Annotated in this window: 21 protein-coding genes; 8 read left to right on the forward strand and 13 right to left on the reverse strand. The window is 57.7% G+C overall.

The window, feature by feature from the left end:
• Positions 1-98: 98 nt before the first annotated feature.
• The 3 genes from AC2GXZ_RS23315 to AC2GXZ_RS23325 all read left to right on the forward strand — a co-directional run bounded on the left by AC2GXZ_RS23315 (position 99) and on the right by AC2GXZ_RS23325 (position 7376).
• Positions 99-3785, forward strand: a complete 3687-nt coding sequence (locus tag AC2GXZ_RS23315; protein ID WP_483761594.1) for a FecR domain-containing protein — start codon at positions 99-101, stop codon at positions 3783-3785.
• A 96-nt stretch (positions 3786-3881) separates the two neighbouring features.
• Positions 3882-5627: a CHASE2 domain-containing protein gene (locus tag AC2GXZ_RS23320; protein ID WP_483761595.1), complete on the forward strand. Its 1746-nt coding sequence runs from the start codon at positions 3882-3884 to the stop codon at positions 5625-5627.
• Positions 5628-6317: 690 nt separating this feature from the next.
• Positions 6318-7376, forward strand: a complete 1059-nt coding sequence (locus tag AC2GXZ_RS23325) for a nucleotidyltransferase family protein (protein ID WP_483761629.1) — start codon at positions 6318-6320, stop codon at positions 7374-7376.
• 391 nt (positions 7377-7767) lie between these two features.
• Here AC2GXZ_RS23325 and AC2GXZ_RS23330 read toward each other — a convergent pair whose 3' ends face one another.
• Genes AC2GXZ_RS23330 through AC2GXZ_RS23345 form a run of 4 tightly spaced genes read right to left on the reverse strand, consistent with a single transcriptional unit; the run spans position 7768 to position 14147 of the window.
• Positions 7768-9315, reverse strand: a complete 1548-nt coding sequence (locus tag AC2GXZ_RS23330) for a response regulator (protein ID WP_483761596.1) — start codon at positions 9313-9315, stop codon at positions 7768-7770.
• 1 nt (position 9316) lies between these two features.
• Complete coding sequence (locus AC2GXZ_RS23335) at positions 9317-9886, reverse strand: chemotaxis protein CheB (RefSeq protein ID WP_483761597.1); 570 nt, start codon at positions 9884-9886, stop codon at positions 9317-9319.
• Positions 9883-10716, reverse strand: coding sequence for a CheR family methyltransferase (locus AC2GXZ_RS23340; protein ID WP_483761598.1), 834 nt, complete (start codon positions 10714-10716; stop codon positions 9883-9885). The genes AC2GXZ_RS23335 and AC2GXZ_RS23340 overlap by 4 nt, the downstream gene beginning before the upstream one ends.
• The gene (locus tag AC2GXZ_RS23345; protein ID WP_483761599.1) at positions 10713-14147 is read right to left on the reverse strand and encodes a response regulator; all 3435 of its coding nucleotides are present in this window, start codon (positions 14145-14147) and stop codon (positions 10713-10715) included. Before AC2GXZ_RS23345 ends, AC2GXZ_RS23340 begins: the two co-directional genes overlap by 4 nt.
• 120 nt (positions 14148-14267) lie before the next feature.
• Between AC2GXZ_RS23345 and AC2GXZ_RS23350 the strand changes: the two genes are divergently transcribed.
• Positions 14268-14597 carry a hypothetical protein gene (locus AC2GXZ_RS23350; protein WP_483761600.1) on the forward strand — a complete coding sequence of 110 codons (330 nt, stop codon included), beginning with the start codon at positions 14268-14270 and terminating at the stop codon, positions 14595-14597.
• An 8-nt stretch (positions 14598-14605) separates the two neighbouring features.
• Here the strand turns inward: AC2GXZ_RS23350 and AC2GXZ_RS23355 are convergent, their stop codons facing one another.
• Together AC2GXZ_RS23355 and AC2GXZ_RS23360 are read right to left on the reverse strand one after the other, a co-directional pair.
• Positions 14606-16885: an FdhF/YdeP family oxidoreductase gene (locus AC2GXZ_RS23355; RefSeq protein ID WP_483761601.1), complete on the reverse strand. Its 2280-nt coding sequence runs from the start codon at positions 16883-16885 to the stop codon at positions 14606-14608.
• A gap of 39 nt (positions 16886-16924) precedes the next feature.
• The gene (locus AC2GXZ_RS23360; protein ID WP_483761630.1) at positions 16925-17998 is read right to left on the reverse strand and encodes a catalase family protein; all 1074 of its coding nucleotides are present in this window, start codon (positions 17996-17998) and stop codon (positions 16925-16927) included.
• Here AC2GXZ_RS23360 and AC2GXZ_RS23365 point away from each other — a divergent pair.
• Positions 17997-18614 carry a PRC-barrel domain-containing protein gene (locus tag AC2GXZ_RS23365; RefSeq protein ID WP_483761602.1) on the forward strand — a complete coding sequence of 206 codons (618 nt, stop codon included), beginning with the start codon at positions 17997-17999 and terminating at the stop codon, positions 18612-18614. The two genes, AC2GXZ_RS23360 and AC2GXZ_RS23365, sit on opposite strands and share 2 nt — an antisense overlap.
• Before the next feature lie 321 nt (positions 18615-18935).
• Here AC2GXZ_RS23365 and AC2GXZ_RS23370 read toward each other — a convergent pair whose 3' ends face one another.
• Positions 18936-19754: an alpha/beta fold hydrolase gene (locus tag AC2GXZ_RS23370; protein WP_483761603.1), complete on the reverse strand. Its 819-nt coding sequence runs from the start codon at positions 19752-19754 to the stop codon at positions 18936-18938.
• Positions 19755-19951: 197 nt separating this feature from the next.
• Here AC2GXZ_RS23370 and AC2GXZ_RS23375 point away from each other — a divergent pair, with 197 nt between their 5' ends.
• Positions 19952-20290, forward strand: a complete 339-nt coding sequence (locus AC2GXZ_RS23375) for a hypothetical protein (RefSeq protein WP_483761604.1) — start codon at positions 19952-19954, stop codon at positions 20288-20290.
• Between the two features lie 72 nt (positions 20291-20362).
• Here the strand turns inward: AC2GXZ_RS23375 and AC2GXZ_RS23380 are convergent, their stop codons facing one another.
• The 5 genes from AC2GXZ_RS23380 to AC2GXZ_RS23400 all read right to left on the reverse strand — a co-directional run bounded on the left by AC2GXZ_RS23380 (position 20363) and on the right by AC2GXZ_RS23400 (position 22532).
• A complete protein-coding gene (locus tag AC2GXZ_RS23380) occupies positions 20363-20605 on the reverse strand; it encodes a hypothetical protein (RefSeq protein WP_483761605.1) in 243 nt (80 codons plus the stop codon).
• An 11-nt stretch (positions 20606-20616) separates the two neighbouring features.
• Entirely contained in the window at positions 20617-21378 is a 762-nt protein-coding gene (gene budC / locus AC2GXZ_RS23385; protein ID WP_483761606.1) for a meso-2,3-butanediol dehydrogenase, read from the reverse strand.
• A 279-nt stretch (positions 21379-21657) separates the two neighbouring features.
• Complete coding sequence (locus AC2GXZ_RS23390; RefSeq protein WP_483761607.1) at positions 21658-21780, reverse strand: hypothetical protein; 123 nt, start codon at positions 21778-21780, stop codon at positions 21658-21660.
• A complete protein-coding gene (locus AC2GXZ_RS23395) occupies positions 21767-22267 on the reverse strand; it encodes a hypothetical protein (protein ID WP_483761608.1) in 501 nt (166 codons plus the stop codon). The genes AC2GXZ_RS23390 and AC2GXZ_RS23395 overlap by 14 nt, the downstream gene beginning before the upstream one ends.
• A gap of 28 nt (positions 22268-22295) precedes the next feature.
• Positions 22296-22532, reverse strand: coding sequence for a hypothetical protein (locus tag AC2GXZ_RS23400; RefSeq protein ID WP_483761609.1), 237 nt, complete (start codon positions 22530-22532; stop codon positions 22296-22298).
• A 117-nt stretch (positions 22533-22649) separates the two neighbouring features.
• On the opposite strand from AC2GXZ_RS23400, the gene AC2GXZ_RS23405 reads away from it, so the two are divergent.
• A complete protein-coding gene (locus tag AC2GXZ_RS23405; RefSeq protein WP_483761610.1) occupies positions 22650-22955 on the forward strand; it encodes a hypothetical protein in 306 nt (101 codons plus the stop codon).
• Between the two features lie 68 nt (positions 22956-23023).
• Positions 23024-23446 carry a DUF4174 domain-containing protein gene (locus AC2GXZ_RS23410; protein WP_483761611.1) on the forward strand — a complete coding sequence of 141 codons (423 nt, stop codon included), beginning with the start codon at positions 23024-23026 and terminating at the stop codon, positions 23444-23446.
• 21 nt (positions 23447-23467) lie between these two features.
• Here AC2GXZ_RS23410 and AC2GXZ_RS23415 read toward each other — a convergent pair.
• A partial coding sequence (locus AC2GXZ_RS23415) for an ATP-binding cassette domain-containing protein (protein ID WP_483761612.1) occupies positions 23468-24318 on the reverse strand: 851 nt, incomplete at its 5' end.

Here is a 24318-nt window from a genome sequence, read left to right on the forward strand (position 1 = left end):
GCGGCAAAAGCATAACCTTCTTATAAGACTCTGGCGCCTAATCAATCCTCTTGCTAAAGCGTTAACAAAACTTGTCAGGTTCGGGACTGACTTCGGGGATGCTGGGTATATTGAGGATCATTCATCGCAGCGCAGCCGCGTTGCCATTGGTGTTGGCCGCCGCTTTTCCGGCTGCTGCCGAGCCTTTGGCGCGATCCGGCGAGAGCGCCGGCGCTGTCATTGCCCGCAAGGCGGGTGAAGAGGTCCGTTTCATCGATGTGAGCGATTGGCAATCAATCGATTTGAAGCAGGATCTTTTGAGCGGAGACATCTTGCGCACAAACGCGGCGGGCCAGTTGGCAATCGTTTTTTCCGACCGCACCCAGATCCGGCTTGGCCGCAATTCGACACTGGTGGTCAAGCAGATCACAACGAATACAAGCGCCGATACCGTGCTGCAGCTGCAAGCCGGGACAATCTGGGCGCGTGCCGAGAGGGGCGGCGCCGGCGTGCAGGTGCAGACCGCGGCCGCTGCTGCGGCCATCCGTGGCACAGATTGGGCCATGACGGTAAACGGCCGCGACACGGCGCTCACTGTGCTGGAGGGTGTTGTCCAACTCACCAACCCGCAGGGCAGTGTCGAGGTGCGGCAAGGCGAAGGCGCCGCGGCAACGATTGGCCAGGCCCCTCGAAAGGTGGTCATCGTCGATTCAGACGATCGCGAGCAGATGCTTTTCTATCTACCACCACGCGAAGCATTTCAGCGGATGGCGCCCGCTGCCCAGCCGATGGCGGCCATTCGGCGCGATGCTGACCGGATCCTTTCAATCGCACCCGATCAGCGTGATCCCGAGGATCTGCTCACCCTTGCTGAAGCCCAGATGTCTTTGGAAGGCAGCGGCCGGGCAAGGAACACGCTATCCCTGATCAACAGGGGTGAGCTTTCTGCGAGCCAGGAGGCACGAGTTACCCTGATCGAGGCCGTTCTTGCTGCGGGAGAAAATCGCTTCTCGGAGGCCGCAAGTCTTTTTCGCCGGGCGGAGCGCAAGCTTGACGGCGCGCGGCGCGCCATCGCGCTGTGGGGTGGCTATTATGCTCGCTCGCTTGCTGATCCAAGTCGCGTCGAAGCGCTTCCGCTGAGTACCGGAGGACCCGAGGCTGCTTTCCTGCGCGCCTACGCGCTGGGCTTTCTCAAAGACTTAAATGCCTCGATCGACGCATTGCGTGAAGCAGAAACTCGCTATCCGACCGACGCATCGCTGCCCGCCTATCGCGGCTGGATCGCGCTCCTCCTCAACGATCGCAATCAGGCGCTCGAAGCGATCAATCGCTCGCTGTCGATTGATCCTTCAGAGCCGACTGCGCTTGAGGCCCGGTCGCATTTCCGTGCGGGGTTCCAGGGCGATACGAAAGGGGCGATGGAGGACCTGCAGGCTGTCCTGAAGGTGACACCCGGCAGCAGCAGCACATGGAACGCGATCGGCGATCTCCAGTCGAGCTTGGGCGCTACACGCGAGGCGGAAGCGGCGCTTGAAAAGGCAATCGAACTCGATCCGCTAAGCCCGGTTCCGCATGCCAATATGGCGATCTTTTATCTGGATATGAACCGGATAGCCGACGCGAAGCGCGAAATCGATACAGCATTGGCGGCCGATCCGGCGCTCGATCAGGTTCTGATTGCGCGCGGACGCTATTATCTCCAGACCGGCGATACCGACAAAGCGATCGACGACCTGCTTGCCGGTACAACGGCCAACCCGGCTGATGCACAGGGGCAGATCGTACTTGGCGCCGCTCATTATCAAAAGGGCGATCGGATTGCGGCAGAGCAGGCGATCGATAACGCCAACAGACTTGATGATAACGACCCGGTCATTGCAGCATTGCGTGCCTCTGTTGCGATCGATGAATATGATTCCCACCGTGCGATCATGCAGGCGCGCGAATATGTGCGGCGTGCGCGCGCAAGAGGCGGCGAATACAGTTCGCTCGGTGCCGACCAGCAGGCCGGCTCGACACTAAACAGCGCCTTTCGGTTTCAGGGGCTGAATGCATGGGGAGAATATTACAGCGACGCCGTTTTCAATCCGTTTTCGGGTGCAGCCTATATTGACGAAGGCATCCGGGGCAGTGCCGCGCCTTTTGCCAATAGCTATTTCTATGGAGCTGACATCGTCAATAACGGGCCGAACGCACATATCTTCTCTTCGACACTGCAGGGACTGCTGCTCGAGCCCACTCTGATCTCGGCACCATCGCGCGGCTTCAATATCCTGCAGCATCCGTTCTTCGAAGTGGCGATTGGCGGCGGTGTCACCCTGGCGAACGGTGATGCGGGTTATACCTGGGAGGCGGAGGTACAAGGCTATTTCAACCTGCCAACGCCGACCAGCTATTACGCCAACATCGAATGGCAGAAAATGCCGGAAAGCCGGCCGACCGCGGCAGCATCTGATCTCGACACGGAGCTGAAGGCGGTGGGCGGAAATGTCTATGTGACCGCGAGCCCGACGTTCTTCGACCACGTTGTCCTCTATTACAACGACACCAAAAGCAGTTTCGACAGCTCGGTTTCGACCGATGTCTCACCGCTTCTTTTCGGTATCCCCGTTGCCGGACCATTTCCTCTGGACCGGGAGCGGGAAGTGACGGGTACCGAGCGGAATGGTGGGGTCGGCTGGAGCCACGTATTCGGATACCAGAACGTCTTGAACACGGCGCTGCTCTACAGCGGCGCCAAAAGTGACGACACGCTATATCTCGAGTTTGACGACGGCACGACCCTTCCCGTTCTGCGCAGCCGGGGCGAATTTCGACGGGAGGCCTATATCGTGGCTCTCAGCCATGCAATCGGCTTCGACAGCCTGACTTGGCGCTACGGCATTGAGGGCGGATGGATCGATGATCGCCAGAAGCAGACCGCGGAAAACCTCCTGCCGCCCTTCCTGGGAGGCGGCACCGTTACCTCGACCAACTCCTCCGAGCGTACGGCGGTAGGCCGAGCTTATATCGACCTCCTGCAGGAGATCACGCCGGAGCTTAAGGCGGAATACGCGGTTTTTGGCAGCTATTTCGATCGCAACAACAGTGCTGCACGTTTCGAGCCACGTGCGGGCATTGCATGGACGCCAGCCGAGGGGCAGTGGCTGCGCGCGAGCTTCATGCGCTCCAGCATCGACATGAGCACGCCAACGCTTTCGCCCATCGCAGTCGTTGGGCTACAACCGAACCGCTTCGAGGTCGGATCGGGAGGTTATGCGGATACCTATGCCCTCCGCTGGGATTCGGAATGGACCGATATCTTCTTCACGGCTGTCGAATTCCAGCATCAGGAACTGAAGGATCCGCAGATTGCTGTTCCCCTTGCCGCCGTTCCCTTTTCCACCAGGGGAGGCCGGATCGATCGCGCGAGCCTGATGGCCAATCTCCTGCTGGAACACGGTTTTGGCCTTTCCTCCAGCATCGTCTACACGGACTCAAAGGATGAAGGCAGCGGTACATCCACAGCCGGGGGCGCGCTGCCCTATCTGCCCAATTGGGCCGGACAGCTGGCCGTTACGTGGGTCAACGAAGCCAATATCCGGTCGACGCTTGCGGCGAACTATATCGGCAGCCGTGACAGCCAGGTTGGCCTGAAGCTCGACGACTACTGGACCCTCGACGCCAGCCTGACCTGGGAGCCCTTCGACAAACGTTTCGAGGTGGAACTCGAAGCTCGCAATCTTCTCGATCGAGATTTCGACGTCGATGTCGGTACGCCCGGCTGGGGGCGCTCCTTCAAGGGCATGGTGAAGGTTCGCTTCTGATGAAAGCCATCTCTTGATGAAAGTGTCTTGCTGATGCCCGGACATCCCCTGTTTGTTGCGCCAGCGCGCCGTCTCGCAACCTCGCGCGGCCTGCAGGTGACATTGCTCGCCATCGTCGTTGTCGCGGCGATGGCATTGATCACCCGCCTGCCCGGATGGCCGCTCGTCGATGCCCGGGTTTTTGACTACTTCTCCACCATCGGCGCACCGGCGCTACCTGACGGGGCACCGGTGATCGTTGCGATCGACGAACCCTCACTTGCCGAAATCCAGACCCAATGGCCGTGGCCACGCGGCCTGCATGCGAGGCTGATAGAGGCCCTGCGCGCGGCCGGCGCCAAGGTAATCGGCATGGATATCATCTTTGCCGAGCCGTCGTTGCCCACAGAGGACGCCACCCTGACGGCGGCACTTGGGCCTGATGTCGTGCTTGCAGGCGACGAAACGCTTGTTACCTCGCCACAGGCGGACCAATTCGTCCGGGTGCTCCCGCTGCAGATGTTTTCCGACGCGTTGGCCCTGTCGGGGATAACATCCTTCGCACTCGACCGCGACGGTGTGCTGCGCCGCATGCCGACCTATGATGACGGCTTTGCCGCAATGATCGCCACCGCCGCCGGACTAGAGGTTAAACTTCCATCCGAGGGCGCGCTGATCCAGAGCTTTGGGCCAACACGAACTTATCCAACCGTCTCCTACTACCAGGCGTTGGACCCGGACCAGTTCCTGCCGCCCGGCTTTTTCAAGGATCGTATCGTGATCGTCGGCCTGAGCCTGCAGAATGCGGCCTCAGTGGAAAGCGGCGGATCCGATGCCTTCGCGACGTCCTACACGGTCCATACCGGAAAGCTGGTCGCGGGCGCAGAGATCCAGGCCACGATCGTCGACAACATTCGCGTCGACGCTTTCGTGTCGCAGGCGCAAACCTGGACGCGCCAGCTTGTTCTGCTGGCCGTCGCTATCGTTGCCACACTGGCCGTCTTTAGGCGGACCGGGTGGCAGACCATTGCAATCACTACCATCACAGTCACCTTGATGTTCGCCGGGGCCTATCTGGCGCTGCGCTTCGGGCGGGTCTTCGTATCCCCTGTCGCTCCCGCACTTGCCCTGGTCTGCATTGCAGCGAGCCAAGCCGGCATCGACTACGCGCAGGAACGCAGGAACCGCCGGCATATCACCCGGGCGTTTTCGCAATACCTGTCCCCTGCTTTGGTGGAGCAGCTTGCGCGTGACCCTTCAAAGCTGAAACTCGGTGGCGAGAAGCGCGAACTTTCCATCCTGTTTTGCGACGTCCGAGGCTTTACCACGATCTCTGAACAGCTAAAGGACGACCCGCAGCAACTCACGTCGCTGATCAACCGGCTGCTGACCCCTCTTTCCGACATCGTGTTATCGCATGGTGGCACGATCGACAAATATATCGGCGACTGCTTGATGGCCTTCTGGAATGCTCCACTGGATGATCCCGACCACGCAAGACACGCTGTGGCAGCAGCTGTCGCCATGCTCGGCTCAATGGATCGGTTGAACGACGAGCTATTGCGAGAGGCCGAGGCGGACGGCCGCGTGCACTATCCGTTGCACATTGGGATCGGCATCAACACCGGCGAATGTGTTGTTGGAAACATGGGGTCGACTACCCGCTTTGACTATTCGGCACTTGGCGACAGCGTCAACCTCGCCGCTCGTCTGGAGGGCGCTTCAAAGAATTACGGGGTCTCGATGCTGATAGGCGAAAACACCGCGGTTAGCGTTGCCGGCAGTTTCTCGCTCGTGGAGCTGGATCGCATCCTGGTCAAGGGGAAAACCGAAGAGGTGCGGGTGTATTCAGTTCGAGCATGATTACACATGCTCGCCTGTTTGCAGAACACAGTCAGACGAAACCCGGCGCACGGAAGGTTGACGATAGCCGCATCAGCTTCAGCGCTGAAACGAACAACGAGTTGATCGCTCAAACAGCTGGCATTTCGGAAATGCTGCGAGCCGAGCATCTGTATGCCAAATTTGCCTGAGCGCTTCCTCAAGTTGGCGAGTAATCAGAACGCATTGTGTTTAGGCAGAACATCCGCTGATTTTCGTACAAAGCTTGAGACGGTTCGGCGCGATCTTCATGACTCCGATACATGTGCGTTTTTTACTGAACTTACAGCACACGGGAATCCCGGCCCGCGGCAAATTTTTGCCACCGGCATACCGTCATCACCCTGCTTCAGAGTGAACGTTTTGTGGGCGTCCGAGAACCTTGAGGCCTTCATCGCTTCCGCTCCTGTTCCCAGCCGCGGAATTTAGCGCGGAAACTCCAGTTATGAACGATCCGGTTTTTTCGTATCAGAGTGCCGGCCACTCTGTTTCTGTACTGGATTTGCGAAAATAGTATAGCAATCAGCTAGGATGAGGCACGCGTGAGTTAGACCGAACATAATCGTACTGTGATTGCCGTGGCACGATATCGCAAAGGGAAAATTGCGACTACGGCTTGCCGACAGCGAGTGGCTATACTAGAATTGTGAAAACGATATAGAGTGTACCATGATCAAACAGATTGATCTCATGTTCCGGACCATGGTCGCGGAACTTCAGCAACGCGCATTCGATGACGATTGGGCGGAGGACTTTCCCCCCGTAGGTAGATTTGTTCCTGTAGCAGTCGATGGTCGACATTATTGGTATTTCGACCAGCCCGATGGTGAGGGCGGGCAAAGGCGTCGGTATGTCGGGCCGGCTGACGATCTGTTGATTTCGGAACGTGTCCAAACCTTCAAGGGTGAGAAGTCAGACTACAAGGCTCGCCGAAAGTTTGTGTCCACCCTCACTCGTGAAGCCGGTCTAATTGCTGCGGATCGTTTTACCGGCGATGTCATACAAATGCTTGCCAAGGCAGGTCTCTTCCGACTGCGCGGTGTTCTCATCGGTACCGTCGCCTTTCAATGCTACTCGGCTTATCTCGGCATCCGCCTGCCATCGGCAGCAATCTTGACAGGAGATGCAGACCTAGCCCAGGATTTTGCGATCTCCGCTGAAGTAGCGGATTCCCTGCCGCCGATACTCGATCTCCTGAGAGCGCTTGATTCGACTTTCCGGGCCGTTCCGCACATCAGCGGCAGTCCTCGATCTCACGCTTTCCGGAATCAAACCGGCTACCGGGTTGAATTCATGACGACGAACAGGGGAGCGGAAGAATATTCAGACAAACCGGCCAACATGCCGGCTCTCGGTGGCGCCTCGGCCGAGCCGCTGAGATTTATGGATTTCCTGATCCGTGATCCCGTCCGTTCGATCCTGCTCCATGGTGCCGGTATCTCCGTAGTGATTCCTGATCCTTGCAGGTATGCGGTACACAAGCTCATAATTGCCGGTCGCCGCCAAAATGACGCCGGCGGGCAGGCCAAACGAGATAAAGACCTCAGACAGGCCGGAATGCTATTCGATGCCCTGCCGGTGACAGGTCATGGACCCTCACTGGCTGATGCCCTGGAAGAAGCATGGGATCGCGGACCAGCCTGGAAGTTGGCGATCTCAGAGGCGGCCGAAATCATGCACGAGGAATACCGAGATGCCGTCAATCGGATGATTGGCATTCTCGACAGATGAGATCAGTGGGCGCGAGAAACGCTGTGGAGGTTTCGAAAAAACGGAATGCGCGCAAACCTGCTTGGGACAAACAAGCTTCTGCACTTCATCATCGATGGGGTTGGCGGGACTTCATGACAGTGAAACCCGAGGTCTGCTCTGCCCCGATTGTCTCGCGCAATCGCTCCTTTTGCCAGAGCGTACGGCATGGCGCAATTGGTTGATCTCCAGGCGCATGTGGGAGCCGATATACATACCGATAGGCTTCGATAATACCGCCGTTACAACAACGGAGCGACGTCGCTAAAATCACTTATATTTTTGGACGGAAGCCTGCATGATCACGGATACTCGGTTCGATACCCTGCAAAATCAATAAGGGAAAAACAGCATCATTCCGAAGGCCGTTGGATCAAGACGACAACGTCGCGAACACCTTTTGCAATTGCTCCAGCGGGACCGGCTTTGTTAAGTGGAAATTGAAGCCAGCCTCCGTCGCTAGTTCCTTGTCGCGGTCCTGACCCCAGCCGGTCTGCGCGATGATCGGCGTATCCTGGAATTCGGCCTCGCCGCGAAAGGCCTTGCAAACCTCATAGCCATTCATGCCAGGAAGACCGATATCGAGGAGAATGACGTCCGGGTGGTAATGCCTGGCCGCGTCCAGCGCCTCGCGCCCGTCGTGGACCGCCTCGAAATGGTGGCCGATATCCTCCAGCATCATTCCAAGGGTATCGGCGATGATGGGATTGTCGTCCACGACCAGAACTTTGAGTGGCCGAAAGGAGAAGATCTCCGGTCTCGGCGGCTCCAAGACCTCCGTCCGCGCAGGGGCTTCCACCAGCGGGAGCCTGATCGTGAACCGGCTGCCGGTTCCAGGTCCGGCACTGTAAGCGTCCACCGACCCGCCATGCATTTCGACAAGCTGCCGGACAAGGGCAAGACCAATTCCGAGCCCGCCCTGTGAACGTTGCAGGTGGTCGTCGATCTGAGTGAAGAGCTGGAAGACCTTTGCCTGCATATCGTTGGGTATGCCGACACCCGTATCGGTCACCGATATGACGGCACGATTGGCTTCAACGCGCACGCCAAGTGTGATCCGACCGCCTGCCGGCGTATATTTTGCGGCATTGTTGAGGAGGTTCGATACCGCTTGTGACAAGCGGATCTCGTCACCGTCAACCCAGAGCGAAGTTTCCGACATGTCGATCGTCAGCCGGTGACCTGGGCCGTCTATGAGTGGGCGGCTGGCTTCGGTCGCCGATCGCACGATTTCATCGATCCGCACGGGTTCCTTCCGCAGCTCGATCTTACCCTGACTGACCCGCGAGACATCAAGCAGGTCATCAATCAGCCGGACAAGGTGGACCAGTTGTCGGTCCATCATCCCGCGTATATCGCTCGCCTTCTCGCCATTCGGATTGCGCTGAAGTAGATCGAGGCCGTTGCGCAACGGGGCCAGTGGTGTGCGAAGTTCGTGAGCGAGCGTCGCCAGGAATTCGTCCTTGCGGCGATCTGCTTCCTTCAGTGCTATAGCATGGCTCTGGAGTTCGTCGCGTTGTGCTGCAATCTGTTGGCGCTGACGGTAAAGTTCGAAGAACACTTCCGCTTTGCTGCGCAAAACATCTGGCTCGATCGGTTTCTGAATGAAATCGACGGCACCCGCTTCGTATCCCTGAAACCGCCACCGGCTGTCACTGGTACTGCCGGCTGTCACAAAGATGATAGGCACACGTCGCGTGCGTTCGTTGCCTCGCATCAGCTCGGCAAGCTCGAACCCGTTCAGGCCTGGCATCTGGACGTCGATGAGTGCAAGAGCGACGTCGTGTTCCAAAAGCAGTTCCAGTGCGTGATCGCCCGAGCGTGCCTTTAAAAGGTTCAACCCCTCACGGCGCAGTAGGGCTTCGAGAGAAATGAGATTTTCCTCGAGATCGTCTACCAAAAGAAACGAAACCTGGCTCATGTCAGCCGAACCTCCTTAGATATTCGGATATGCCGCTAAGCGATAGAACCGCAGCGTTCGGGCAAAGCTTCAGACCCGCTTCAGGCATTGCGGCAGCGAAAGCCGTCTCGGGATCCTGTACGATCACCTGTCCGCCCGCTTGGGCGATGGCTGCCAAACCCTTTGCGCCATCCTGGTTGGCGCCGGTCAGCAAGATGGCTGTGACATCCGAACCATAAATATCGGCCGCGCTCTCGAACAGGACGTCGATCGAAGGCCTGGAATACAGAACCGGCTCATCGGAGGTCAGCCCCAGGCTCTCGGTGTTTTCGACAAGCAGATGATAGTCCGGCGGCGCGAAATAGGCAGTTGCCGGCCGGAGCGGCTCCTTATCCTCGACCTCGATGACCTGGATCCGGCATTTGGCCTGGAACAGTTCAGCAAGCACACTCCGCTTGTCCGATGGGATATGGACAACGACAATGATCGGTGCGTGGAAATCACCCGGCAACGACGGCAGGATAACGGAGAGCGCCTCCAATGCCCCTGCAGAAGCTCCGATCACAACCGCATGTGGTCTGGCAGCGGTCATAGGCCGACCCTTTGATAGATTTTCTCCTCGCGTACGAATTCCTTGAACCCCTCGGCGTGCACGGAAAAGCGAAGGCTCTCTTTCGCGCCGATACCCAAAAAGGCCTTACGAGCCAGGGACTCCTTGAACAATCCAACGGCACGGTCTTGCAGGGGCCGATCGAAATAGATCATTACGTTGCGGCAGGAGATCAGATGCATCTCACCAAACACTGCGTCAGTCACCAAGCTGTGGTCGGAAAAAACCACACGCTCGCGCAGTGACCGGTCGAATGAAACCCGGCCGTAGCCGGTATTGTAGTAATCGGAAAGCGATGATTTGCCTCCTGACTTCCGATGATTTTCTGTAAACAACTGGATCCGATCGAGGTCGTAGACGCCGGCTTCAGCGGCCTGCAATGCATCCTGGTTGATGTCGGTCGCGTAGAAAATCGTTCGATCCTCCAGCCCTTCCTCGCGAAACAGGATCGCCAGTGAATAAACTTCCTCGCCGCAACTACAGCCGGCGATCCAGATCTTGAGGGAGGAGTAGGTCTTCAAGTGCGGAACGACTTTCTCGCGGATTGCGCGAAAATAGCTCGGATCGCGAAACATCTCGCTCACCTGGACCGTGAGATAGCCGAGCAGCCTGGGCAGCATGGTCTCGTCGTGCAAGACCTTTTCCTGCAGCGCGGAGATCGTGGCAAATCCCATCTGCTCGCGAGCCTGACGCAGGCGCCGTTTGATCGACCCCATGGCGTAGTTGCGGAAATCGTAGTGGTAACGGACGTAGAGCGCCTCCAGCAGAAGCCGGATTTCGATGTCCTCGACTTTCTCGAATGTTTCGATCACCGGGGCATCCAGACACGTACGAGCGACAATAGTTTTTCGACGTCGAGGGGCTTGGCCATATAATCGTTGGCCCCGGCTTCGATGCAGCGCTGCTGGTCGTCGGGCATGGCCTTGGCCGTCAGCGTGATGATAGGCAGTTTCTTCCAGTTGGGATTTTTCCGGATCGTGCGTGTTGCGGTGAGGCCATCCATGACGGGCATCATCACATCCATCAAAACGAGGTCGATCGCTTTTGTTGCATCGCCTTGGCTTTGTCCGAGCTTGTCGAGTGCCTCTTGGCCGTTGCGGGCAATCTCGATGACGGCTCCTCGGGGTTCGAGGATGTTTGTCAGTGCATAGACGTTGCGAACATCATCTTCGACAATCAGGATCCGACGATCCTCCAGCAACGCATCCCGGTTGCGGGCTTTGCGGATCATCTTTTGCTGTTCGTCCGGCAGATCGGAAACCACCTGATGCAGGAACAGGGACACTTCGTCGAGTAGGCGTTCCGGCGATTTGGCGCCCTTGATGATGATGGATTTCGAATAACGGCGCAGCCGCTGCTCCTCGTCCGCCGACAGAACCCTGCCGGTATAAATGATCACGGGTGGGAAGGAATGGCTGTCGTCGGCGCTGATCGTCTCGAGGAGGGAATAGCCGGATGCGTCGGGCAGGGTCAGATCGAGCACCATGCAGTCGAATGTCTGCTGTCTGAGAAGCGTCAGGCATTCGGCTGCCGTCCCGGCACTGACCGTTTCGACGTCATGCGAGGTCAGGAGTTTCATAACCGCTTCGCGCTGGACCTGGTTATCCTCAACGATCAGAACGCGACGCACTCCTTGCGAAAGCGTCGCCTCCAGCTTCTGCAGAACCTCTACGAGTTGTTCGCGCTGTACCGGCTTCATCATGTAACCGACTGCGCCGAGCGAAAGCGCGGTCTCGGCATAGTCGTCGGCCGAGACGATGTGGATCGGGATATGGCGGGTACGGACGTCGGTTTTCAGGCGATCGAGCACCGACAGGCCGGATTGATCCGGCAATCCGATGTCGAGTACGATGGCGCTCGGCATGTGCTGCTTGGCAAGTTCCAGTGCGTCGTGGGCAGTTCCTGCTACGAGCGCACGAAAACCCATTTCGCGCGCAAGGTCGCGAAGGATAGCAGAAAACGTTTCGTCGTCCTCGATGACCAGCAAGGTGCGCTTGCCGTCAGCCGGAGCCGAGCGATCGTCCTCGACGATCCGATGACGTTCGGGCTGAAGCGGCCGAACCTCTTCAACAACGGGTCGGGGGATCGCCACCGGTTCAAGGGTACGAATGTCACGGGAAACGACACGCGACGGATCGTAAGAGACGGGGACGACCACTGTGAACGTGCTTCCGTGGTTGTGCCGACTGGTAAGGCGGATTGCACCGCCGAGGAGGCGAATGAGCTCCCTCGAGATCGACAGGCCAAGACCTGTTCCGCCAAATCGCCGGCTGATCGTGCCGTCAGCCTGATGGAAGGCTTCAAAAATGCTGCGCTGCTGATCCTCTGCGATGCCAATGCCGGTATCGGTGACCGCCAGCGCGAGTTGACCATCGGTAGCGCTACGAAGCGTCAGAACAACCTTGCCTTTCTCAGTGAACTTGAAGGCATTTGATAGAAGGTTCTTGAGCACCTGCTCGAGACGTTGCGGATCCGTCTCGATGACGGCAGGCGCCTCAGGCGCGATATCGATCTCGAAGGCAAGGCCTTTCGACTTGGAGACTGGATCGAAGAGCTGCCTGAGACCGCTCACCAATCGGTCAAGAGCGACCGGCTCTGGCCGAATATCGACATGACCTGCCTCGATTTTGGACAGATCAAGAATGTCGTTGATCAGATTGAGAAGGTCATTGCCCGAAGACTGGATCGTCTGTGCGTATTTGACCTGTTCAGCCGTGAGATTTTCGTCCGGGTTGTCTGCAAGAAGTTTGGCCAGGATCAGGGAAGAGTTGAGCGGAGTGCGCAGCTCGTGTGACATATTGGCAAGAAAGTCCGACTTGTACTGGCTTGCCTGTTCAAGTTCGCGGGCCTTCAGTTGTACAGACGCGTTGACCCTCTCAAGGTCGTCACGTTGGCCCTCCAACTGCTGGGCCTGTTCTTCCAGCTGGGAGTTCGTCTGTTCGAGCTCGACCTGCTGTTGCTCGAGACGTGCCTGCGATTCCTTGAGCGCCCGGCCTTGCTCTTCCAGCTCCTCGTTCGAAACGCGCAACTCTTCACCCTGGACCTGAAGCTCTTCGGCCTGCCTTTGGGTTTCGCGGAGAAAATTCTGAAGGTCGCTGCGATATTTGGCTGACCGAACGGCGGTGGCGATCGATGCCGAGGCCTGCTCGAGAAGGGATAAAACCGAGCCGTCGACCGGACGCAGAAAGCCAAGCTCTATGACGGAATTGACCGAACCATCGACACTCCCAGGTGAAATCATCAAATGCCGTGGTTTGTCGCGCCCAAGGGCCGAGCCGAAAGCCAGATATCCGTCTGGCACGCCCTCGATCAGGATCGGTTTTGCACCGATCGCCGCCTGCCCGAGTAGACCTTCGTTCGACTTGAAGCGTTCCGGCACGTGGGCCCCTTCCGGAACGCCGTAGGTCGCCGCGCGCAAGAAATCGTCCTCATCCTTGACGAAAATCGCGCCGGCGACAGCGCCGGTATAACGAGCCAAAAACTGCAGGATGCTGTCTCCAAGTTCCTCGGTGCGCCGGTCTCCCGTGACTGCGGCATTCATCCCGACCTCGCCCGACTGCAGCCAATCCTGCCGCCTTCGCACGATCGTCGCCTGACGCATGAGCACACCGATTGTGACGGTTAGCAGAACGCCGAGCAGACCGGCCAGGATGCTGCTGGCGAACGCGGTCGTGTAGGCATTGTCCATTTCCGCCAGGCGCTGCATGCGTAGACGGGTCTCTTCCTGTCGCATCGCCGTCAACTGAGTGCGGACAGCATCCATTTCCACCTTGCCGCGATCGGAATTGACGACGGCAAGTGCTGCCTCTGCGCTTTGGTTTCGGCGCAGTTCGATCGTCTCACGGAGCTCCGATAGCTTTCCCTCGACGCGTGATGTGAGGTTGGCAAGCCGTTGCTGCTGAGATCCATTGTCGCTGATCATCCCGGCAATCGCCTCAAGCCGCCTTGGGATTGCGTTGATCGCCGAATTGTAGGGTTCAAGGTAACGATCGCTATTCGTCAGCAAAAAACCCCGCTGCCCCGTCTCCGCGTCCTGAATGTTGGAAAGGAGATCGGCGAGAGCAACGATCACCTCGTGGCTATGCACGACACGCTCGTTGTTGGCGCGCAGTGTCTGGACATTGTACCAGGCGACGGCCGCGCTGATGACGAAAAATGCCAAAGCTCCGACAAGACTGAAGGCGACCGCCGGGTCGAGGCCTATGGTGCGCCGGGTCGGCGTCGGTTTAGAGGGCGTCGTCATGGATATCTCGAATATGAAGAGAGTGATTGGACCACCGACGCCTAAACCTTGCGTCACCGGTTCGCAATGAGCGCGGGGGCGATTGGCAGCCGACGTACAAGATCGCCTCCCGGGAAGCCATTGCAAACCGGCGCGGCGCGGCGTTCCAAAGTTCTGGACAGGCTGGAAGATCGAGACAGCCGCCGGCAGGAGACCGGGCGCGGTTACGGAAAATATTCCCGTATTCCGGGCTCATCTGCAACATTCATAATGCCATTCGTTCTGGATGTTGTCTCAATTCAAGCCGCCAAACGCATGCCGCTGCCAATGGTTCCGCGCATAACAAAGAATATTTCGACGATGTTCGATGCGGGAAAGATTATGGGGGCTTTCGTATCGCCGCCGACCGCTCAGGTGGCGCCAATCCAAGCCATGTCTTCGCTATCGACGTTCGGTCGAGGCGCGAATTAATCCGGCAATCAAACGACTATGCACACTGGAATGGCCTTGGCAGCCGGTGTCTTCGACAACTCGTCATGGTGATCGATGGCGTTGAGCACGTTGCACTCGGGATAGTAGCCACCGATCGTGCCGCGCGGTAGATTATGTGCCCTCACTGTCAGTCCTTCTAGCCGACGATGTTTACCGTCGCCGAAGTCGCTGACGAGGGCGATCGTCTGGCCCTCGGATAACCCTGCCAGGGCGATATCCTCTTCGCATATCAGTACGACGTCGCGCGTGCCTTCAATGCCACGGAAGCGGTCGGAATAACCGTAGATCGTCGTATTGAACTGGTCGTTGGATCGCAGCGTCATCAGACGAAAACGACCGGGAGCATCTTCAAACGACAACGCATTGAGCCGGCTTGGTGTGGTGAATACGGCCCTCTTTTCATCGGTATTCCAGACGCGCTCATGCGCATCATTGCCACGATAGAAGCCACCTGGTTCGAACATGCGTGCGTTATAATCTTTGAAGTCCTTGGGATAAGTGGCTTCGATCAGATCACGCACCAGGCTGTAGTCCCCCGTCCAACCGTCCCAGTTCAGTTTCGGATTTGGATCGAGCGTCGATTTTGCAATGCCAGCAATGATGGCAAGCTCGCTTTTCAGGTATTTCGACGCAGGCGGTCGTTTGCCGATCGAGCCGGAGATGTGCGAAAAGCTGTCTTCCGTGGTGACCGACTGGTTGCCGGTCGCCTGTTCATCTATCTCGGTGCGGGTCAAGCAGGGCAGGATCCAGGCCTGTTTGCCGGGAAACAGATGGCTGCGGTTGAGCTTGGTCGAAACCATCACCGTCAACTCCTGGTCCGCCCAAGCCTTTTCCATGTCTTGCTGATCCGGCACGGCGCGCAGGAGATTGCCGCCGAGCGAAATCGTGGCTTGGACCGTCCCGGTCATCATCCCTTTTACCGCGTCGACGATATGGGTTCCGTCTTCGGTCGGTGGATCGAAGTCGAACAGCATCTTCAGCTTGTCCATGGGAATGAGCTTGGTTTTTTCGGCGATACCCACCGTCCGCTGGCCCTGAACATTCGAGTGGCCGCGTACGGGACAGCATCCGGCACCCTCGCGGCCGATATTGCCGCGCAGCATCAAGAGATTGACGAGCATGGCGACGTTGAGAGCGCCGTGCGCGTGCTGTGTGAGGCCCATGCCATAAACGCCGATGACGCGTTCGGCCGCGATATAGGTCTCGCCTGCCTCCCGCAGATCGGTTTCGGCTAGCCCACTTTCGCGTTCGATATCTGCCCAGGCTGTCTCTCGCACGCAAGCGATGAAGTTCTCGAAGCCGGTGGTGTGTTCGGCAATGAAGTCGATGTCGACGACGCGGGAATTGCCGCCACCCACTATGGCGGCATCGTCGGCTTCAACCACCACCTTGCATAGGCCAAGCATGGCTGCCACGTCGCCGCCTGCCCGTACCTGCAAATACTGGTCGGAGATCTTCGTCTCGTTTCCCGTCAGCATGTCGAACGGGTTTTGGGGATTAACAAAAGAAACAAGGCCCTGCTCGACCACTGGATTAAAAGTGACGATCTTTGCGCCGCGTTTCTTGGCGTCTTGCAACGGATGAAGGAACCGCGGACTGTTGGTGCCTGGATTCTGGCCAAAGAAGAAAAATGCATCAGTCTTTTCCAGATCGTCCCAGACGATCGTGCCGACCGGGGAGCCGATCACCTTGTTGAGGCCGACGGATGTCGTCTCGTGGCACATGTTGGAACTTTGCGGCAGGTTGTTGTTGCCATAAGCCCGGGCCAGCAGGGCATAAAGATAAGAGGCTTCCAATCCTGCATGACCGGAGGAATAAAAGACGACGCTCTGCTTCTTCAGCCGCCGCAGCGTGATGCCAATTGCCTCGAAGGCTTCTTGCCAGGTCACTTCCACATACCGGTCCGCTTGGTGATCGAACCGCATTGGATGGGTGAGACGCCCTGTCATCTCCAGATCGTAGTCCTTCCACGATCTCAATTCGGCTGCCGTGTGATCGCTCCAGAAATCTGGCGTGCAGCGGGCATTGGTCATTTCCCACATCGTCGCCTTGGCGCCGTTTTCGCAAAATTCGAACGGATGATAGTTTTGAGGCTTGGGCCATGCGCAGGAGACACACATGAAGCCGCCCGGCTTATTCTGCCGGGCGAGCGTTTCGACAAAAGCAACCGGCGGCTCGATTTCGCCGTAGATGCGTGCAATCGATTTAAGTGATCCCCAACCGCCGGCCGGGCCTTTACCCTCCGGATTGCTAATTATGTCTGACATTAGAAAGGCTCCGAATTTGAAGGCGGGACGGCGACAGATTTAACTGCGAGGCTCGTGGATGGGACAGCCATTGAAGCGCTGGCGGAAGTCCGACGAATGCCGATACGTCGACTTGCGGGCCCGATTAATGCTGCCGAGCGGGCGATGCGCATCGAGGCCGGTCCAGACGCTGAACCGCATTTCCTCATCGACCGCTCGCACCTTGTCATCGCTCCAACTATCTTGCGGTTCCGCAGTGACGGTGGCAACCGTCACGAAGGGGGCATCCTCTTCACTCCACGCGACGGTCGCATCCTCAATCGGCTGCTTGTCGAGATTGCGACAGAGCTGGACCTGGAATTCCCAGACCGCATCGACATGCTGCATTTCAGCCTGTACGGTCTCGCGGATTGCATCCTCACGGACGCTGGCATCGATCAATTTGCCAGTAAGCCTGATCAAATCCTGCGAGGCGGGTTTTAGTCGGAACTTTGCGACATAATCGCCATAGCGAAACGCTGTGACGCTGAAATAGGTCTCGCCGAGCGGATCGACGTTCGGCGCGCCGCCAAGTGATTGGACCGCGGGGCTCGCAATCCCGACCGCCTCCAATCCGGTATTGATCGTCTGGAGCAGGCTCGACATTACCGTCTTCGTGCCTTCCATGCGATCCGTCGTTTTAGCGAGCATTTTCAGGCTTGCGAGAAACTGATTGGCAGTCTTCGCTTGGAAGACCGGGCCGTTGACCATGACGAAATCCTGGGTCGTACCTTCCGCGTCGGTAAGTCGGGCGCCGTCCACATCCAGCACCTTGATCGCAAGTCCGCGTGGCAGGGAAATCGCGTCAGGCAGGATATCGCCGGCATTGGTGGAGACGCGCATATAGACCGGATGTCTGCCGGGCCGGGCAAACATGCCCTGGGCAAGCTCCGGGCCCAGGCCGTCCAGCACGGTCATCTGTGCCTTAAGGATGGCATGTGCCTTTGCGTGCACGGCGCGCACGGCGTGGCCATAATCCTCGGCCGTGCGTGCCAAGATGGTGTCAAAAGCTTCGTTTAGCCCCTCGTTCGTTTCCTGTTCGTTGGACTGAATTTCCTCAAGATCGGCAGCGTAACGGACGGGCGTGGCCATCATGTTCATGGAAAGCTCCTTGTTGCCAGGGACAAACACCCGCGTAACAACAATGTTCCGCTCCGCTAAGCTCAATGAAATCAATATTTTCATTGGCGGAAAGGGAACTGCCATAGAGCCGCACCGTTATCGGCTGTCCAGCCCTCGCTCGGGTATGATCACACAGGGGCATCGCATGAAAATTTCCATTCTCGCCACAGCATTTTTGTTTTCCGTGTCGGGCGCAGCTTTTGCGCAGCAGGCGGCGGTCACGGGTAGCGATCCTAACCTTGCCGGTCCTGGTATCGCCATGGGCACGGCGGCAACGATGCCTCTCAAATATGTCGAGATCAAAGACACCGATCTGGTCGCATCGAACCTTGTCGGGGTCGAAATCTACAACAAGCAGAACGAGAAGGTTGGTACCGTTGCCGACGTCGTCATCGGTGCCGGCAAGTCGGTGATTGGCGTGGTCGCTAGCGTCGGCGGCTTCCTCGGCATCGGCGAAAGCTATGTGGTGATCGACCCAGCGTCGGTGGCGCTGAATAAGGAAAACGGCACCTGGATGGCCTATGTCGACACAACCCAGGAGACGCTTTCGAAAGCGCCGAAGCTCGATTACTCGAAATTCAAGAAGTAAATCCGAAGATAGGCGATAGCTTTCAACCATCGCCTATCCGTCGCCCGATATATCGACGGGCATCTGTACCATACATAAATTAACCTCGAATCCAGACAACGATTGGTTGGCCCGCGGTTTCGACGATGCAAAGCTCGGCTATGTGATGGGGTAGGCCGGTTTCTTTCACGATGGTCATCGGACGGTCGAAACTTGTTTCGCTCCGCTTAGCTTCGTCGTGGAGGCCATCGCTGGCCCCTGATATCCGCATCGGGAAACCTGAGCTGCCTGATGAGAAGCTCAGTTCTACACTTAGGAAAAACTCAGCTGGGCCTCGAATTGTCAACCGAGGAATTCGATCAGGTCGCGGTTCAGCCGTTCGGACGCCGTTGCGAACAGGCCATGCGGCTCGCCGTCATATTCGATCAGCTTGGAACCGGAAATCCCGCTCGCCGCGGCGCGGCCGGCCGGGGCAATTGGCACGGTCTTGTCCGACGTGCCGTGAATGACAAGCGTTGGAATAGTGAAAGCCTGAAGGTCGGGTCGGAAGTCAGTTCGGCCAAAAGCGTCAATGCACTCGATTGTCGCCTTCGGGCTCGCCATCACGCCAAGCACGAAGGACCAGTCCAGCACGCCCTGGCTAACGGGCTTGCTGACCAGCCCGACGCCGTAGAAGGTCTTGGCAAAGCTTTGAAGGAAAGCAAACCGGTCTTCCCGCACCTGAGACTTCATATCTGCAAAGACACTGTAATCAACGCCATCGGGATTGCTATCATCCTTGAGCAGGTATGGTACGACCGACGAGATCAGCACCGCCTTTGACACGCGCGACGCGCCGTGTCGCGACAGATACCGCGCAATCTCGCCACCACCCATCGAAAAGCCGACCAGATGAGCCTTATCGACTTTGAGGCCCTCGAGCACTGATGCAAGGTCGTCGGCAAAGAGGTCGTAATTATAGCCATCGGCGGGATGGCTTGACTGGCCAAAGCCCCGGCGATCATAGGTGATCACCCTATAGCCGGCCTCAAGAAGAGCGACCGTCTGGTATTCGAACATATCGCCTGTCAGCGGCCAGCCGTGGATCAGCACGACCGGATGGCCCAGACCCATGTCCTTGACGTGGAGCTGGGTGCCGTCTTTTGTTTCGATAAATGCCATGATGGATTTCCTTCCTCGTGAGCAAAGGTAACCAAATGCGATCGGCTTGGTTCCGGGGCGCGGGGAGGTCGGTAGGTATAAATTTCGGGGAGACGGACGCGATGCGAAACTCACGAGATTTCGTTTGCCCAACAAGGAACTGGCAGTCTCGTCACGCATTATGCAGCGCGCAACGCGTCGATACGAGGACCATGACAATGAAGATTTCCACCTGCATCATTGCATTGGCGTTTGCCGGATTCGGCGCTGGTATCGGACATGCTCAGACGAACAATGACACGGCGGTGCAGGCCTGCAAATCGACAGGACTCCTGGCACTGAAGGAAAAAGCGCCCGACATCACCGATATCGTTCTGGATCCGGAATCCCTTGCCGTTAGCGCTGCGGATACCAAGGTCGAGGACGTCGCGGTCAAAATGGTCATTATGGGCGATGCCTATATTGCGCGGAAAGGCGCAACCGGAAAGCCCGACAGGTTCGTCTGCCTGCTCGGCGAAAAGGGAAAGGTTCTTCTTACCTTCTTCACCGCGCAATAAAAGCCGGGTGGAAGCCCTGGCTTTGCGAGTTCAGGCCGAGGCGCATGGTCTGGCAGCATCGTCCGTGATGCCCTAAGAGAAATCCCCGACCTTGCCGATGCTGAATACGACCGCCGGCTCGCCTTCTTCTGCGACGACGGGATTGTTGTCCCGTCGCCAGACAAGGACGCCCGCATGAGTGTGGGCAAGCTCGCCGGCCTCCTTGATCGCAGCGCTCTCGCTGGCGGCCGCCTTCGGCGTAAATGCCTGGACGGCCTGACCATGATCGTCAATGTCAAATGCGGTGATATAGACCGTTGCGAATGTGCCTGGCACGGTTCATCCTCCTATTGCGCAGGCTGGCCATTGGATGCGGACATGCCGCCGTCTACAGGAAGGTTCACGCCGGTGACAAAACGTGCATCCTCGCTGGCCAGAAACGCGATCACTGCCGCCACATCCTCGGGCATTCCAGGACCTTCAAGCGCAAACCGCTCGTTGAACTTGGCGACGATCTCTTCGTCATCTGCCATGTCCCCGGTCATGCCGGTCTTCGTGAAGCTCGGGCAGACAGCATTCACCCGGACGCCATCCTTGCCGTGGTCCATGGACATGGCGCGGGTCAGATTGGTGACGCCACCCTTGGCGGCATTATAGGCTGCCATGCCCCAGTCACCGCCCGTGCCCGATACCGACGAGACGTTGACGATCGAACCACCAGACGATTTAAGGTGCTGCATGGCCGCGCGTGACGCGAAAAAGACGCCATCCAGGTCGGTCGCCATGACTTTGCGCCACTGATCCGTCGACAGCGATCCAACATCGCCCTGTTCGACGACGCCGGCATTATTGACGAGCACATCCAGTCGACCGAACTTCGAGCTCGCCTGTTCGACGACCCGCTCGATGTCGCTCTCGCTTGAAACGTCGGCCTCCAGAACAAGCACCCGGTCAGCGGGATAAGGTTTCGCGACCGCTTCAAGCTTGGTCTTCGTGCGACCGACCAGCGCTACTTTGGCACCTTCGTCCAGGAATCGCTCGGCGGTTGCTCTGCCGATTCCCGAACCTGCTCCGGTGACAATGACGACCTTGTCGACAAAACGCTTCATGAAAATCTCCTTGGAAAATACAATGGTCTCCCACGTTGGGAACGAAACCAAGACGAGCATGGTTCCAACTTTCGACGGGAGGCCCAGTTGCGTCGTTCTCTCGGCTTCCGCCCCTCGGCTTTCAAGAAAAGCCGGTCCGCAACGGAAAAGTCCGCCTCCGGATATGTCTGCCAATTTCCAATCATAAAAACGAAGGAGACGATGATGGATCACAAAAATCACATCCGCCGGCCTGCAACGGAACTGACGCCCGCATCTGAACGGTATTCTGGAGCCGGATCAATTCTTTGATGTTGTCGCCAACAGCATCTGGGTCAGGCGTTGCCGCTCTTCCGCGATGGAGTCAGCATAGTGCTGCATGCTCTCCAAATCGAATTCCAGACGCTCTTCAATAGCTTCCATCCTTAGAAGCCGATTGGTTACGGCCCGGTGTTTCACAGGACTCAATTTTATGCAGCGGTTCGTCATCGCCATAGTCCCGACAGCCCGCCCATAGCGCCCAAAAGGGGGGCTGCGTCGGGAACCGGAAAAACCAAAATCCCTCCACCATCATCGCCATGGCGCCCAACGGCTGGAAATCCGGAGACGAGCCGAGGTTTTGGCGTCCGTTCCCGCAGGCAAAATGCCGGCGTCCCCCCGGTGAGGCCTTAAGGGATGGACAATCGGAGTCGCCCATCAGAACGGGAGCGCTGTTGTGAGCGCCCGGATGCTCATGTTCAAATTCAAAAACACCGTCCCGCCCGGTCGCTGCCGCACCGTTGTCGGTGAAAGCAGCCTCAACCCGGACCGGCCCAGTGGGTAGTGTGGCAGATCGGTGAACTGTAGCCGGCAGCCGTCGATTGTTGAGCATCCGCTCGCTTTGTTGAGAATAGGGTATCTCGATCTTCATCTGGGACTACCTTGCGAAGGAGGATATCCTAACTTTGTTCCGATCCTGGTTCATCGCTTTCATCGTTCAATGACGGCAGAAAGCTCTCGACGTCGCGCTTTTCTTTCTCGGGAAGCGAAGCAATGCGCTCGGTCCAGAATGCCGTCGCCTCGGGCGGATCGTCATCCCAGTCCCGCGACGATCCTAGGTTGTCATCGATGACCGCTACGCGCTGGCCCCCTAACCCCAGATATTCATCGGCCAAAGCTTTCGATACATTTTTCATGTGGCTGCTCCACTCTTCCGTTGGTGATGCTGAATACCGAAACTCGGCAGGGAACTAAGTGTTCCGCTGGCTCGGGCCGCGAATCTCTCGATTGACCTTGACCCACACGCACCACCAATGGCGCTTGCGCTGCACGCCGCGCCGATATTTGGCGCCGTAACGGCCGACATCGATCCGCACCAGTGCATCCAGATTGCCCTGCCGAGTGGCGTCGGAAAGCCACCATCATCCATCAATGTGCTGTCACTCCTGTTCGTCGTCCGTTTTGTGCCCGAGACACGCGCCAAGTCGACGGAAAAGCGTGAAGAGGAATTGACACTGGATCCAGCCCGTGGGCTGCCTGATTGTCGGCCGAATATCGAGTGGTTCGGCCGCGTCCAATGCGAGACGAATCTACCCATTCTTCACCGCCCGTGGCGGTGAAGAATGGGTGCTGGCGCGGGAAGGAACATTATTTCGCATCGCCGGTTCTGCTTCATTGCGGAACCACGATGCCCACTGAGGATTTTTGTGCGAAAGGAACGCCTATGCCTTCTCTGTTCGAAGGTGACTATCAGCCGAAGTGGATACTGCTGATTGCTGGGGACGACGCTCCAATGCGTCGTCAACAATTAGCCGAGCTCGAGGCTCACGTGAAGGAACTCAATAGCCGCGCGATCATGGTGTTCGAAGTTTCAAAAAGCGCCGTAACGGCCGCAGATCAGTGTTACCGCTGCGTCGTGAATGCCGCTGAAGTTGGTCGCAACTATAGGCTCGCTTCAGACCGTTTTACCGCTTCACTCGCGGATGAACACGATTGTGTCAAATGGGTAGCGCCAACGCCTGTATGTTTTGCTGACATCATTTCGGTCATTGAAGAAATGCCGCATCGAGAAGCTGAAAACGCGACACGCGGGCCAGCCCTATCAAGGTAAACGTCAATCTCGTACCGGGGCTCAGGGAACGTCTCGGGGTTTTCCCCAAATCCGAGCGATTGCCATGCGCTTACCCTTTCTCGGCAAAAGGTCCACATCGCTGACCAGCCTCGCTCCGCCGTCCCGCTTTTCGAGCGTGATCTTCCGGCTGTGAAACGCTTCCAGTTCAGCGCGGTGACCGACGCTTAGGATAGTCACCTGCGGTAACTCATTGATGATCGTCTGCATGATTTTATCCTGGCTCTTGTCATCAAGTGCGGAGGTGGCCTCGTCCAACACGACGATATCTGGATTGTTGAGAAGTAGACGTGCGAAGGCCAAACGCTGTTTCTCGCCGCCCGACAAAGTATGATCCCACGGGGCGTCGTCTTCGAGCTTATCCTTCAGGTGCTCCAACCCGACCTTTTCCAGGGCCGATCCGATGTCCTCGGCACTCCAGCTATCGGCCTCTTGCGGATAGGCGACAGCGCGGCGAAGCGAGCCCGTGGGGATATAGGGTTTTTGTGGAAGCATGAACAGACGACTGTCTGCGCGGAAGTTGACGCTTCCCTCGCCCCACGGCCAGAGCCCGGCTATGGCTCGCACCAGGGTACTTTTGCCAGAACCGGATTCTCCGGCCACCAACACACGTTCGCCAGGCTCGATTTCGACTTCGGTCTCCTTGACGACAGCCCTGCCGTCACCGAGTGATACGGACAGATCGTGAAGGCTGAGCATAATATTGCCCTGAGCGTCGCCTCTGGTGATGCGGCCAAGACTATCGCTAGTCTCTGCACGTTCGAGGCCATCGAGCGACATCATCAAAGATGCGACGCGGCGGGCACAGGCGTTCCAATCCGCAAGGCGAGGGTAGTTGTCGACCAGCCACCCAA

This window comes from Aliirhizobium sp. YIM B11859, from assembly GCF_057163345.1.